11 protein-coding genes and 1 tRNA gene are annotated in these 14169 nt (G+C 70.5%); 2 read left to right on the forward strand and 10 right to left on the reverse strand.

Translation table 11 applies throughout. The features are described from left to right. Positions 1–20: 20 nt before the first annotated feature. The 3 genes from J4H92_RS09540 to guaA form a co-directional block, all read right to left on the reverse strand. Positions 21–485: a hypothetical protein gene (locus J4H92_RS09540; protein WP_208097945.1), complete on the reverse strand. Its 465-nt coding sequence runs from the start codon at positions 483–485 to the stop codon at positions 21–23. Between the two features lie 40 nt (positions 486–525). Beyond that, a complete protein-coding gene (locus tag J4H92_RS09545) occupies positions 526–2628 on the reverse strand; it encodes a S8 family serine peptidase (protein WP_208097946.1) in 2103 nt (700 codons plus the stop codon). Positions 2629–3149: 521 nt separating this feature from the next. Continuing rightward, on the reverse strand, positions 3150–4724 hold the full coding sequence (guaA, locus tag J4H92_RS09550; RefSeq protein WP_208097947.1) for a glutamine-hydrolyzing GMP synthase: 1575 nt from the start codon (positions 4722–4724) through the stop codon (positions 3150–3152). Positions 4725–4867: 143 nt separating this feature from the next. Between guaA and J4H92_RS09555 the strand changes: the two genes are divergently transcribed. Beyond that, positions 4868–5449, forward strand: a complete 582-nt coding sequence (locus J4H92_RS09555) for a GNAT family N-acetyltransferase (RefSeq protein WP_243752219.1) — start codon at positions 4868–4870, stop codon at positions 5447–5449. Continuing rightward, positions 5446–6282: a PaaX family transcriptional regulator C-terminal domain-containing protein gene (locus tag J4H92_RS09560; protein WP_208097949.1), complete on the forward strand. Its 837-nt coding sequence runs from the start codon at positions 5446–5448 to the stop codon at positions 6280–6282. Before J4H92_RS09555 ends, J4H92_RS09560 begins: the two co-directional genes overlap by 4 nt. A gap of 52 nt (positions 6283–6334) precedes the next feature. Here J4H92_RS09560 and J4H92_RS09565 read toward each other — a convergent pair whose 3' ends face one another. The 7 genes from J4H92_RS09565 to guaB form a co-directional block, all read right to left on the reverse strand. Beyond that, the gene (locus J4H92_RS09565; protein WP_208097950.1) at positions 6335–6856 is read right to left on the reverse strand and encodes a DUF3817 domain-containing protein; all 522 of its coding nucleotides are present in this window, start codon (positions 6854–6856) and stop codon (positions 6335–6337) included. Positions 6857–6945: 89 nt separating this feature from the next. Beyond that, positions 6946–7794 (reverse strand): SURF1 family cytochrome oxidase biogenesis protein, encoded by an 849-nt coding sequence (locus J4H92_RS09570; protein ID WP_208097951.1) that lies wholly within the window; start codon positions 7792–7794, stop codon positions 6946–6948. A gap of 90 nt (positions 7795–7884) precedes the next feature. Continuing rightward, a tRNA-Met gene (locus J4H92_RS09575) sits at positions 7885–7957 on the reverse strand. 147 nt (positions 7958–8104) lie between these two features. Further along, positions 8105–9853 (reverse strand): glycerol-3-phosphate dehydrogenase/oxidase, encoded by a 1749-nt coding sequence (locus J4H92_RS09580; protein WP_208097952.1) that lies wholly within the window; start codon positions 9851–9853, stop codon positions 8105–8107. Between the two features lie 34 nt (positions 9854–9887). Continuing rightward, a complete protein-coding gene (locus tag J4H92_RS09585) occupies positions 9888–11009 on the reverse strand; it encodes a GuaB3 family IMP dehydrogenase-related protein (RefSeq protein ID WP_208097953.1) in 1122 nt (373 codons plus the stop codon). A gap of 28 nt (positions 11010–11037) precedes the next feature. Further along, complete coding sequence (locus J4H92_RS09590; protein ID WP_208097954.1) at positions 11038–12399, reverse strand: hypothetical protein; 1362 nt, start codon at positions 12397–12399, stop codon at positions 11038–11040. A 181-nt stretch (positions 12400–12580) separates the two neighbouring features. Then, positions 12581–14083 carry an IMP dehydrogenase gene (gene guaB, locus J4H92_RS09595; protein WP_208097955.1) on the reverse strand — a complete coding sequence of 501 codons (1503 nt, stop codon included), beginning with the start codon at positions 14081–14083 and terminating at the stop codon, positions 12581–12583. Positions 14084–14169: the final 86 nt, after the last annotated feature.

Consider the following 14169-nt stretch of genomic DNA (forward strand, 5'->3'; position numbering starts at 1 on the left):
AACCCCGCCGTAGCCCCCGCTTACGGAGCCTGTTCGTCGTCGACGAGCAGGCTCCGCTCTTCCGCCGGCCGCACGCCCTGCACCGGTGTGATCGTCACCCAGACCTCGGGATCGTCCGACTCGACGAGGAACAGGAGCGACTGGCCGGCGTCGGCGAGCAGGTTCTCCATCTCCGGACGTCCGCACGGATCCGGCATGGCCGCGACCCGCAGCGGCGCGGCTCCGGCGTCGCCCTTCAGCACTTCGAACGTGCCGAGTTCGTAGACCTGGGCCGCGACGCCGCCGATACGCCTCTCATGGGACTCCGTGGGGACGTCTCCCACGACGACGAGCTCCGCCGCATCGTACATCTCCCGAGAGGATTCGAAGCCGACCCAGATCGCACAGTTCTGCGCGGACACGCAGGCGGAGAGACTCAGCGCCCCGAGGGCCGCTGCAGTCGCGGTCGCCGCGATGAGCGCACGGCCGAGGATCCGGGAGAGCACCGCTCTGCGCCCGTCATCGCTCCCGGACGCCCGTCGCCGCCTAGCGCTTCTTGATCTTCGAGGTCCTTGCGGAGATGACGGAGTCGCTCTTGTACCCCGAGCGGGTCACCGTCTCGCGCACGCTGATCCGCTTGCCGCGATCCTTCGCCCGGAGCTTGTAGCTCTTGGCCTTCGCGCCCTTGACCGCCTTGCCGTTGCGGTACCACTGGTATTTGCGCTTGACGCTCTCGGTCCATTTGCCCGCGGAGACCTTGAGGCGCTTGCCGACCTTCTTCGTGCCCTTGACCGACACCTTCTTGGTGTTGAGCAGAGGCATGCGCAACTCACCGGCGCCGTAGACGCTGTCACGGCCCTTGGCGCCCCGATCCTTCGTCGCGTGGGTGCGCAGATAGGTGGCGAGCTTCTTCGCCGACCATTTGCGGTTCTTCTGCAGGATCAGCGCCGCCGCGCCCGCCACCGCCGGAGTCGCGGCGCTCGTTCCGGAGAAGCGCCCCTTGGGATCGCTGCTGCTACGGTACGCCACCGTCGTGAAGTTCGCAGCGGCCGAGATGTCCGGCTTGATGCGCCCGTCGATGAGCGGCCCACGGGAGCTGTAGGGGGCGATGCTCTTCGTGACCACATCGACCGCGCCCACCGCGAGCGCCCCGGAGTTCTTGCTGTCGGCGAAGGGCTGACTCGCCGATCCCGCGTTCACCACGTTGTCGAGGAACGGGCCGTTGGCCATCAACTCGATGCGGTCGTTGCTCGAACCGTTGCCCTCGGAGTACTTGACGACACCGTAGTAGATCACCTCGTTGCCGCTGCACGTGACATTCTCGGGGATCTCGATCGGCTGCACACCCGACTGACCCTGCGTCTTCTGCGAGTAGCCGATCAGGTCCAGTCCCGCATCGAACACGTAAAGATCGTAATCGGTGGGGTTCGTGCCCCAGTCGTTCCAGCGCATCCCCTGGAAGAACACGCCGCAGCGGCTCTCGAGCAGATAACTGGGCGCTGCACCGGTGCTGCTACGGAACTGCAGGAGTTCTCCGCCACCGTAAGCCACTCCGCTCCCCTGCCACGAGCCGCGCCAGTAGCCGCCATAGGTGATCGTGCCGCCAGCGCCATCGGAAATCGTCTCGATGCCGTGGTTGCCCGCGGAGTTGATCCAGGTGATCTTCTTCTTCACCGCGTAGTCCACCACCTGGGCCGAGGGGCCGGTGCCGTTGCCCGGCCCGTCGAAGGCGGCGCCGAGGGAGCGGCTGATGATCCGCACGCCCTTGCCCGCGAAGTAGTTCACCGCCGCGCGGTGATCGGCCGCGGTGCTGACCGTCGCCAGATAGATCTTCGCCTTCGGCGCGATGTCGAGGATCGTCTCGGCCACAGCCACCCCGTGTTCGGAGCCGCCCGTCCAGATCGACGAATCGGCGTAGCGCTGCCCCGCGATCTGCACGAACACCCCGGACGGCGCCTTCACGTCGCCTCTGGCGCGGCTGGCGTTCCATTTCGCACCGTCGAAGTAGTCGATGATGCCGACCTTCACCCCGGCGCCGTTCGCGCCGGCCTTGTTCCAAGACGTGGAGCGCACGCGAGAGACGAGATCACTGCCGGCCGCACCCGCGCGCTGGATCGCCTCCGCACCCGGCAGACCCGTGTCGGCCTCGCGAAGCTCGACCGGCTCCAGTCCGAGTTCGGTCTCCGGATCCGGCTCCACCGGCGCAGAAAGCACCACCGGCAGGCGGAGCAGCGTCAGCTCGGCAGATTCAGCGGTCCCGGCAATCTCATCGATCGGCAGGGTCGTCTCCACCAGCCCGTCGACGGCGGGAACGGTGTCGCTCGCTCCATGAGCGTCCAGCACGGCCTCGATCTCGGCATAGGCGACCTCGTGCAGCACCTCGACGCGGATCGCGCCGTCCGTGACCTCCGGGATGTCGCGCTCCCCATCGGCCCAGCGGTCGAGGATCTGCTGCAGCCCGGCGTCGATCGAACTCGTCTCCGGCTGCTTCTCGAACACGGCATCGGGCAGCGGCTTGAGATCCGATGCGGGCGGGAGCCCGGACTCGTCGCCGACGGCCTGCGCCGGGGCGACCAGCAGCCCGCCGATGAGCGCGGCGAACGCGCCGACCGCAACAGTTCTCCGAACCAGCATTCTGCTCTGCGCCATGTGTCCTTCTCGTTTCCCCGCGTGCCATGTCAGACTCGCGCGCCCGAAGCGAGGCGCGTCGCTCACAACGTAACACGATATCCCCGCCGGCACCATGCGATTCAGCGCACGGGGCCGGGGTGGTTCGCGGGCGGCAACGGCTGTCTCAGGAGGCTCCGCCACGTCCGGTCATTCGCTGCGCGCCATGGCAGGAGGAACCGAAGAAGAGTCATGGCTCCGACCGATCACGGCGCAGCGATCACGAGCTCGAATGCCGAACCGCGCTTCTCCGGTCGTGGGAGTAGGCGCGTAGCGCCTACTCCCACTCGATCGCTCACGCGATCGAGTGCCACGCGGTGTTTGTCTGGTCGTGGGAGTGATGGGCTGCGCCCCTACTCCCACTCGATCGCTCACGCGATCGAGTGCCACGCAGTGTTTGTCTGGTCGTGGGAGTAGTCGCGTAGCGCCTACTCCGACTCGATCGCTCACGCGATCGAGTGCCACGCAGTGTTTGTCTGGTCGTGGGAGTAGGCGCGTAGCGCCTACTCCCACTCGATCGTCCCTGGCGGCTTCGAGGTGACGTCGAGGACGACGCGGTTGACCTCGGGCACCTGGTTGGTGATGCGGTTCGAGATGCGCGCCAGCACGTCGTACGGCACGCGGGTCCAATCCGCCGTCATGGCGTCCTCGGACGACACCGGGCGCAGCACGACCGGATGCCCGTAGGTGCGGCCGTCGCCCTGAACGCCCACCGAGCGCACGTCCGCCAGCAGCACCACCGGGCACTGCCAGATCTCGGCGTCGAGTCCGGCTGCGGTCAGCTCCTCGCGGGCGATCGCATCGGCCGCCCGCAGCGTGGTCAGACGATCCTCCGTGACCTCGCCGATGATCCTGATGCCGAGTCCCGGCCCGGGGAACGGCTGGCGGGCGACGATCACCTCCGGCAGCCCCAGCTCGCGGCCGATCGCGCGCACCTCGTCCTTGAACAGCGTGCGCAACGGCTCGACCAGCTCGAAGTTCAGATCCTCCGGGAGTCCGCCCACGTTGTGGTGGCTCTTGATGTTCGCCGTGCCCGATCCGCCGCCCGACTCGACCACGTCCGGATAGAGCGTGCCCTGCACGAGGAAGCGGATCGGATCCCCCGCCTCCGCGCTCTCCGCCACGAGCTCCGCCTGCGTCTGCTCGAAGGTGCGGATGAACTCCCGGCCGATGATCTTGCGCTTGGTCTCGGGATCGGTCACGCCGGCCAGCGCGCCGAGGAAGCGCTCGCGCGCGTCGACCGTGACGAGGCGCACGCCGGTCGAGGCGACGTAATCCTCCTCCACCTGCCGGCGCTCGTCCTGGCGCAGCAGGCCGTGATCCACGAACACGCACACGAGCTGATCGCCCACGGCCTCGTGCACGATCGCGGCCGCGACCGCCGAGTCCACCCCGCCGGAGAGCCCGCAGATGACCCGGCCCGATCCCACCTGCTCGCGGATCGCCGCGACCTGTTCGGCGATGACGTTGCCGGCGTTCCAATCGGGGTCGATGCCCGCCACGCGGTGCAGGAAGTTCTCGAGGATCCGCTGCCCGTGGTCGGTGTGCTTCACCTCGGGGTGCCACTGCACGCCGTACATCCGCCGCTCCGCGGAGCCGAAGGCCGCCACCGGGGTGACCGACGTGCTGGCCAGCACGTCGAAGCCCTCGGGCGCGCGCTGGACGGCGTCGCCGTGGCTCATCCAGACGTTCTGCTCCTCGGGCTGCCCGCCGAGGATCGCGCCGCCGCCGCCCAGCACCGTCGCATCGGTGGCGCCGTACTCGCGATCGCCGGTGTGGCCGACCTCGCCGCCGAGCGCGCGGGCCATCACCTGAAAGCCGTAGCAGATGCCGAACGTCGGGATCCCGAGTTCGAAGATGGCGTCGTCGAAGCTCGGCGCGCCCGCCTCGTACACCGACGAGGGCCCGCCCGAGAGCACGATGCCGAGGGGCTGCTTCTCGGCGACCTCGGCGGCGGTGATCGTGTGCGGCACCAGCTCGCTGTAGACGCCGGCCTCGCGCACGCGGCGGGCGATCAGCTGGGCGTACTGGGCGCCGAAGTCGACGACGAGCACCGGTCGGTGTGCGGGGTGGGTCATGCGTTGCGGCCTTCCGTCGCGGTCGACTATCCAGTCTAGCCTCAGCCGCGTCATCATCATCACCGGTCCGCGCGGAAGAGTCGCATGAAGCATCACTATGTAAACGATCGTTAATCTCATGATATGTTTCAATGGTGAGCGAGATGGTGATCGACGGCGGCTTCGCCGAGCGCGAGCGCGAGCGCGTCGGCGAGCTCTACTGGGCGGCGTTCGGCGACAAGCTCTCCCCCGCGTTCCGCGATTGTCCGACCGGGGCGCGGATCGTCGCCGAGTCGCTGCGCGCGGACCGTATGCTCGTGGCGCGTATCTCGGGCGAGGTCGTGGGCGTCTGCGGCTACTACGAGGACGGACGGGGAGCGGCCGATCTTTCGTGGTCGCTGCTCCGTCGCCGCCTCCCCCGGGCGGCGGCGCTGCGATCCCTCGTGTTGCTGGCGATCCTCGCCCGCCCGGGGCGACCGGGCACGCTGATCCTCGACGGGATCTGCGTCGACGGCGCCCACCGGGGTCGCGGGATAGGCTCTGCACTGCTCGGCGCCGCAGCCGCGCACGCCCGACGCCGCGGGTCGCGCGCCGTGCAGCTGTCGGTCGTCGACGCCAACCCCCGCGCCGCGGCGCTCTACCGGAGAGTCGGATTCACGGCCACGGGCCGCGGCACGGTCGGTCCGCTCGGGCGCCTGTACGGCTTCCGCCGGTACACGACGATGCAGAAGCAGGTCGACGAGTGAGCACCGAGCGCCCCGCGATCGCGCCGCGAACGATCGTCGAGGCCCTCCTTCCCGCCGAGGGCCCGGTAGCGCTCGCGCTGATCCACGACACCGCGAACGCCGCGGGCGTGGAAGACCAGCCCTTGCGGCTCTGCGTGCGCCGCATGGCGGCTGCGGGCGAGATCCTGCGGATCGGCCGCGGTCGCGGGGGCTCGATCGCGCTGACCGAGGCGGGGCGCGCGCGCCTGCGCGCCGACCGCCGCGCTCTCGCCCTGGCGCTCGCGCAGGACCGCGGTCTCGCCCTCTGGGACGGACGCTGGCGTCTGCTGGCGGCGAGCGCTCCCGAGGCCGAGCGGGGCGCGCGCGACCTGATCCGGCGCACCCTGCTCGGCGCCGGCGCCGCCGCGGTGTCCACGGGCCTGTTCGTCTCCCCGCACGACCTCGGGGGGCTCCTCGACGCCGAGCACGAGGCCCGGCTGGTGCGGGCCACCGCCACCGAGATCGAGGTGGGCGGGGAATCCGACCCGCTGCGGCTGGTCGAAACACTGTGGCCGCGCAAGGCGACCGTCGCCGGCTACGCTCAGCTCGAGCGAATGCTCGAGGAGCGCGCACCCGCGCACGGTGCACGGCCCGAGGACATCCTCGTCGCGCAGCTCCGCCTGGCCGAGGCCCTCGAACGGGCGCTCCGGCCCGACCCGCTCATCCCGCCCGAGCTCCGCGGCGACGGCTGGGCCCCCGCGCGCGTTCGCCGCGAGTGGCGCCGCAGGTGGGCGACGCTCACGCGGCGCCTGCCCGATGAACTGCTGTATCGGGGGTGGCTCCCGCCCTGGACCGCGGATGCCGCCGACGGATGAGCGGGCGAGCCCCGCCGCGACCGGTCCGGCGCCGGCGGAAGCTCGGGGCCGGTCAGCCGCCGTTCACGACGGGAGCCACGGGGGGCTCCGCCGCATCGAGCTCTTTCGCGCCGAGAAAAGCCGTCACCTCGCGGTGGACGCGCACCTCCATGAAGAACGAGAGGAGCGGGACCACGCCGCCCAGTGCGAGCAGCAGGAACCGGGTGAAGCGCCACCGCATCGGACTCCACACCATGAAGCAGGAGACGAGGTAGGCGACGTAGAACCAGCCGTGGGCGATGAGGATGAGCAGCGAGATGTTCGTCCCGTCGCCCGTCGACGTCATCTCGCAGGCCTCCTGCCACGGGAAGAACATCGAGTACCACTGGCATCCCTCGCCGACGGCCACCGGCGCGAACCAGGCACCGCCGCCCGAGCCCCCGGCGAAGAGCTCGACGTGGGTGGGCGAGTACTTCAGGATCATCTCGGCGAGCAGCAGCAGGAGCATGATGCCGGTGATGATCGAGGTGACCCGGTAGATCTTCAGCGCCCGGCGGATGCGTGGATAGTCGGCGGGTTTGGGCTGCAGAACCATGTGACCCATCCTATCTTCGCGCAGATGCCGAGTTGTGCAGGGTTTGAGCGAGGGCGCACCCTGCACGACTCAGCACTCGCGGAGAAGACTCATGCGGCCTCGGTCTGCAGCCGCAGCTCGTGGATGCGCTCCCAGTCGTCGCGCACGAGCCGGGTCCAGAAGAACACCGCGAAGCCCGCGAACACGACCCACTCCGCGGCGTAGAACAGATTCAGCCAGTTGATCGTCTCCCGAGGCAGCGGCGGCACGGACTCGATCGGCTGGAGTCCGACCGCCGCCAGCGCGTCCGCGCTCAGCGGATCGCCGGATCCGCCCGGGTGCAGCACGAGGAAGCCGCTGTAGGCGAGCCCGTCGAACGGCTCCCAGAGGTTGACCAGCTGCGCGGGCACCATCGTCGTGATCCGCAGCGGATCGTCCGCGGCCTCGGGGATGGCGGCGGCGTCGGGAGGCATGTAGCGCCCCTCGAGCTCGATCGCTCCGCGCGAGCCGGAGGCGCCGAGCTCCGACTCGAGCGCCTCGAGCGACTGCTGCGCCGCGGCGGCGGTGGGGGCCCAGCCGATCGCGACCGGGAGATGCCCCTCAGCGCCCTCGACGACGACGTGGCCGGTCACCCAGGCGCCCTCGGCGGAACGGTTGACGCGCTCCTCGACGACGCGCAGATCCCCGAGCACGGGATCCGCCGAGAGCGCGACCACCATGCCCGCGGCGGTGTCGTCGACCGAGGTCCCGGGTTCGAGCACCTCGTCGATGGGGCGGGGCGTCTCGCTGTGCGCGTCGCCCTCCGCCTCGAGCGTGATGGCGTGGCTGAGCTGCCACTGCCCCAGCCAGGCGAACACGCCGGCGACGACGAGCGCGAGCGCGAGCGCGGCGATCCATTTCGGTTTGCGCATCACTCGGGCGAGGCTCGGCTCGCCTTCGTACTGCGGGCGCTTAGACATGTTCTCCTCGGACGGCGTGCTCGTCCCACTGTACCCGCCCGGATCGCCGCGATCCTGCGAACGGATCGAGTTCGCCGAAGCCGTATCCCGACGCGACGGCGGGAGTCGAACCCGCAGATTTCCTGGGTATGAGCCAGTCACCGGAACCGTCCGGACCGCCGCGATGCTTCGATGTTATCCGTTCGTTACCAAATCCGGTGGGATCGGCCGGATGATTACGCGAGATTTCCGCGCCCCCTCGCTCTCCGCACGAGCACCGGCGCGCACCCGCCCCGCGGCATCGTCGGGATCGAGGCCGCCGCCGCGGGGTTCACTGCGAACGGGCGGGATCCTCCGGCTCGGCGTCCTGGTCGGGGCTGGGCTCCGGCGCGCGCAGCCGCGCGCGATCCGCGGCCTCATCGGTCAGCTCGAGCTGGCTCGCGCGCTCCGCCTCGACACGGGCCAGGTAGCGGCTGACCTCGCTCTCGACCCGCGCCCTCGACCAGCCGAGCACCCCGGCCATCAGCTCCGCCGCCACAGGTGCCGCCGAGGCCCCGCGGTCCCAGGCCTCGATGGATATCCTCGTGCGTCGCGCGAGCACGTCGTCGAGGTGCAGGGCGCCCTCGTGGCTGGCCGCGTACACGACCTCCGCGCCGAGGTAGTCGTCGGCGCCCGGCAGCGGATCCCCGAGCTCCGGGCGCTCCCGGATGAGATCGAGCAGCTCGTGGGCCAGCGAACCGTAGCGGCCCAGCAGGTGCTCGATCCGGGTCGGGTGCACCTCGAAGGCGCGGGCGATGCGGCTCCGCCGATTCCATGCGGCCCGATAGCCCTCGGCGCCCAGCACCGAGACCTCGTCCGTGATGGAGGCGGGCACCCGCTCGTCGAGGGCGTCGGCCGCCGCGTCGATCGCGTCCTTCGCCATCACCCGATAGGTCGTCCACTTGCCGCCGGCCACCATCACGAGGCCGGGCACCGGCTGCGCCACCAGATGCTCGCGCGAGAGCTTCGACGTCTCGTCGCTCTCCCCCGCGAGCAGCGGCCTGAGCCCGGCGAACACGCCCTCGACATCGGCCCGGCTGAGCGGGGTCTTCAGCACACGGTTGACCCGCTCGAGCAGATAGTCGATGTCCGCGGCGGTCGCGGCCGGATGCGCCTTGTCGAGCTCCCAGTCCGTGTCGGTGGTGCCGATCAGCCAGTGCCGCCCCCACGGGATCACGAAGAGCACGCTCTTCTCGGTGCGCAGCAGCAGGCCGTACTTCGAACGGAAGCGGTCGCGGGGGACCACGAGATGGATCCCCTTCGACGCTCGCACCGAGAACGTCGCCCGCTCCCCCACGAGCGCCTGCAGGTCGTTCGTCCAGACCCCGGTGGCGTTGACGACCTGCTTGGCGCGGATCTCGAAGACGGCGTCGGTCATGAGGTCGCGGGCCGTCACGCCCACCACGCGCTCCCCCACCTTGAGGAAGCCCTCGACGCGCACCCGGTTGGCCGCGTGCGCGCCGTAGGACGCGGCGGTGCGGACGAGCATCGCGACGTAGCGGGCGTCGTCGACCTGCGCATCGCTGTAGCTGAGCCCTCCGCGGAAGACCCCGCGGCGCAGACCGGGCGCCTCGCGCGCGAGCCGCCGGCGGCCGACGTGACGGTGCCAGGGCACCCCGGGGGCGATCCCCCCGGTGCGGGCGAAGAGGTCGTAGAGCAGCATCCCCGCGCCGACGTAGAGGCGCTCGATGCCGGGGGCGGTGACCGGGTAGAGGAAGCGCACGGGACGCACCAGATGCGGCGCGATCCGCTGCAGCAGCAGCCCGCGCTCGACGAGCGCCTCGCGCACGAGGGAGAAGTTCATCTGCTCGAGATAGCGGATCCCGCCGTGCACGAGCTTCGAGGACCGGCTGGAGGTGCCGAAGCCCCAGTCGCGCGACTCGACCAGCCCGGTCGAGAGGCCGCGGGTCACAGCGTCGAGCGCGGCTCCCGCACCGGTGATGCCGCCCCCGATGACCAGGACGTCGAGTTCGTGGTCGGGATCGCCGAGGGTCGCGATGGCGGTCTCCCGCTCGCGTGCTCCCAGCTTCTGGCTGCTCATTCCGTCGCCCCTCCTCGTCGCTCCGCCGGAGCGGTCACCGCTCGGCGTAGACGATGCCGACCCGCTGGAACTCTTTCAGCTCGCTGTATCCGGTCGTCGCCATGGCACGGCGCAGCGCGCCCATCAGATTCGCGGTGCCGTCGGCGACGTGCGCGGGCCCCGAGACGACCTCGGCGAGCGGCGCGACACCGCCCACCCGCACCCGCTTCCCGCGCGGCAGATCGTCGTGGTGGGCCTCCTGACCCCAGTGCCATCCGCGTCCGGGAGCATCGGTGGCGCGCGCGAGGGCCGCCCCCAGCATCACCGCGTCGGCGCCGCAGGCGATCGCCTTCACCAGATCCCCGGAGGTGCCGAGGCCGCCGTCCGCGATGACATGGACGTAGCGGCCGCCGGACTCGTCGAGGTAGTCGCTGCGAGCGCCGGCCACGTCGGCGATCGCGCTCGCCATCGGGGCGCGGATGCCCAGGGTCGCCCGGGTCGTCGACGAGGCGCCCCCGCCGAAGCCGACGAGCACGCCGGCCGCTCCGGTCCGCATGAGATGCAGCGCGGACTGATAGGTCGCGGCCCCGCCGACGACCACCGGCACGTCGAGCTCGTAGATGAACTGCTTGAGGTTCAGCGGTTCGCGCCCCTCCTTCGCGACGTGCTCGGCGGAGACCGTGTTGCCCCGGATCACGAACAGGTCCACCCCCGCCCCCACGACGGTCTCGTAGAACTCGGCGGTCCGGTGCGGCGAGAGCGCACCGGCCACGGTCACCCCGGACTCGCGGATCTCGCCGAGGCGGGCGCGGATCAGCTCCGGCTTGATCGGCTCCGCATAGCACTCGCGCATGCGCCTCACGGCCGCAGCGTCGTCGCCGAGGCTTCCCAGCTCCTCGAGCACGGGCTCCGGGTCCTCGTAGCGGGTCCAGAGCCCCTCGAGATTGAGCACGCCCAGGCCGCCGAGACGGCCCAGCTCGATCGCGGTCGCGGGCGACATCACCGAGTCCATCGGCGCCCCGAGCACGGGGATCTCGAACCTGAAGGCGTCGATGGACCACTCGGTGCTCACCACCTCGGGATCCCGGGTGCGCCGGGTGGGCACGACGCCGATCTCGTCGAAGGTGTAGACGCGCCTGGCCCGCTTGCCGCGGCCGATCTCGATCTCGTTGCTCACCCGACCAGCCTACCCGGCCGCGCCGCGATCAGCGCGTGATCCGGGCGGTGGAAGAGGAGCTGCGGGACGCGGTCGCGTAGCCTGCTTTCTTCCCCGTGACCTTCACCCTGATCCGCTTGCCCGCGTCGGCGGACTTCAGCCGATAGCTCGACTTCGTCGCCCCGCCGATCGCCTTGCCGCTGCGGTACCACCGGTAGCTGAGCCTGGTGCCCGCGGTCCAACCGCTCCGGGTCGCCTTCAGGGTCCTGCCGACCTTCTTCGTGCCGCGCACCTTCGGCTTGCCGGTCTGCAGCTTGCCGTTCGCCACAGACTTCGTCGCCTTCGAGGTCCGAGCCACCGGCCAGTACCCGGCCTTGGCGCCGGACACGGTCACCGTCAGCTTCTTGCCGCGATCGGCGGGTTTCGCACGGTAGCTCGACTTCGTCGCTCCGCCGATGTCCGCACCGTTGCGCTGCCACTGGTAGCTGAGCTTCGCACCCGATACGAAGCCGCTCGTCCGGGCCCGCAGCGTCGCGCCCACCCGCGCGGTCGCCGCGGTGGTCGGGGCCGCCGTCGAGACGGGCTTCGCGAGGCCGTACATGAAGGTCGCGGAGGTGCCCTCCCAGCTCTTCAGCGTGACGGTCGCCGCCTCCTCGATGCTCGTCGTGCCGATCTCCGATCCGGAGTAGTACTCGCGCACGCCGTTCTGCTCGAAGGCGAGCAGATAGTCGCCCGCCGGGGCGCCGAGGAGTCGGTAGTTGCCGTACGAGGCGTCGGCGCACCGATCGTGCGGGCCGATCCAGCCGCTCTGCGCCGGCTCGACCTCGTACTCCTGGCCGGTGGCCCGATTCTGCGCGATCACCCTGGTCGCCCGGAGCAGTCCCTCGCAGGCGACGATGACCGGGCTGAGGCGCCCGTCTCGATCGACCGTCGCGGTGCCGAGAGACACCTCGCTCCCGCTCACGGCGATGATCCTGTTGAGCACCTCCACGTAGCCGTTGTTCGGCAGTACGATGCCGATGTTCAGTCGGAAGCGGCCATTCCCGACCCCGCTGATGCTCCACGCGCCCGACGACGCGTCCACCGTGACGTTGGTGTCGCCCTGCCCGTAGTCCCAGCCCTCGACCGTGCCCGGCTGATCGACGGAGAGCGTGAGGTAGAGACCGCTGCGCGTCGCATCGGGCTCGTTGTAATCGATCCTGCGCAGCAGGCTCGCGGTCGGCGCGGCCGGCGTGCCCGCGGCGAAGGCGATCGTCCCGCGGACGGTCGCGGAGCCGGTCGGGGGGTCGCCCCACACCGCCTGCGCCGTGCTCGGGGCGCTCAGCCCCAGCACCGCCACCAGCAGCGCGGTGACGAACGCGGCGAGGCGCAGACCGGTGCGCCGCTCCCGGGTCGTGGCCGGAGCACTCATCAGTTCTTCCTCCTCCGCCCGCGCGGGGAAGCCGCCGATGTCGCGCCGCCCGCGGGCATGTCTGAACACCCTAGTCGCGCCGGACGGCGGCGGTCAAACACCGGGCGGGCGTCCGGCGACGGCTCGGCGCACGGCCTCCCCGGCGCGCGCACCCGGTCCGTACCCCGAAGCGGCGCACGGCTCAGCGCTTGTAGTTGGGCGCCTCAACGACCATCTGCACGTCGTGGGGATGGCTCTCCTTGAGTCCGGCCGAGGTGATGCGCACGAAGTTGCCTCGCTCCTTCAGCTCGTCGATCGTGCGCGCCCCCACGTAGAACATCGACTGCCGCAGACCGCCGACCAGCTGGTGCGCGACCGCCCCGACCGGACCCCGGTAGGGCACCTGGCCCTCGATCCCCTCGGGGATCAGCTTCTCGTCGCTGGGCACGTCGGCCTGGAAGTAGCGGTCCTTCGAATACGAGGTCCGCTCGCCCCGCGTCTGCAGCGCCCCGAGCGATCCCATGCCGCGGTAGTTCTTGTACTGCTTTCCGCCGACGAACACGAGATCCCCCGGGCTCTCGTCGGTGCCGGCGAGCAGCGAGCCGACCATCACCGACGAGGCGCCGGCGACCAGCGCCTTCGCGATGTCGCCCGAGTACTGCAGCCCGCCGTCTGCGATGACCGGCACTCCCGCGGGGGTGGCGGCCTTCGCCGCCTCGTACACCGCGGTGACCTGCGGCACGCCGACGCCCGCGATCACCCGCGTGGTGCAGATCGAACCGGGGCCGACGCCGACCTTGACCGCATCGGCCCCGGCCTCGACGATCGCCTTGGCTCCGGCGTGGGTGGCGACGTTGCCGCCGATCACATCGACGCCGGCGAAGGCGGGATCCCGCTTCAGCCGCGCGATGATCTCGAGCACGCCGCGGCTGTCGCCGTTGGCGGTGTCGACCACCAGTACGTCGACCCCCGCCTCCAGCAGCGCCCCGGCCCGCTCCCAGGCATCGCCGAAGAACCCGATCCCCGCGCCGACCCGGAGCCGGCCCGCATCGTCCTTGGTGGAGTTCGGGTACTGCTCCTCCTTGTCGAAGTCCTTCACCGTGATCAGTCCCGTCAGGCGGCCCGCCTCGTCGACGAGCGGCAGCTTCTCGATCCGGTGCTTCTGGAACAGGGCCTGCGCGTCGTCGCGTGAGATGCCCTTCGGCGCGGTGATCAGCGGCATCGGGGTCATGGCCTCGCTCACCCGCATCGCGGCGCGGTCCGCCGCCGAGATGAACCGCATGTCGCGGTTGGTGATGATGCCGACGAGCACGCCAGCCTCGTCGATCACCGGCAGGCCCGACACCCGGTACTCGCCGCAGAGCGCGTCGACCTCCGCCACCGTCGCGTCGACCGTGGTGGTGACGGGGTTCGTGATCATCCCGGCCTCGCTGCGCTTGACCCGATCCGCCATATCGGCCTGATCCTCGATCGAGAGATTGCGATGCAGGATGCCGATGCCGCCGTGCCGGGCGATCGAGATCGCCATCCGCGTCTCGGTCACCGTGTCCATCGCCGCCGAGATCAACGGAATGCCGAGCCGGATCCGTCGCGTGAGCCGGGTCGAGGTGTCGGCCTCGCTGGGGATCACATCGGTGTGCGCGGGCAGCAGCAGCACATCGTCGTAGGTGAGACCGGTGAACGCGAACGGATCACGCTGTTCCATGAAGTCCTCTTCCGCTGGTCGGGAGCGCGGGTGCGTATCCAGTGTAATCGCCGGATCGCCGCCGGTATTCCGCGCCGGTGCCCGGG

The organism is Leucobacter weissii, from assembly GCF_017565745.1.
In the GTDB taxonomy this organism is placed as follows: domain Bacteria; phylum Actinomycetota; class Actinomycetes; order Actinomycetales; family Microbacteriaceae; genus Leucobacter; species Leucobacter weissii.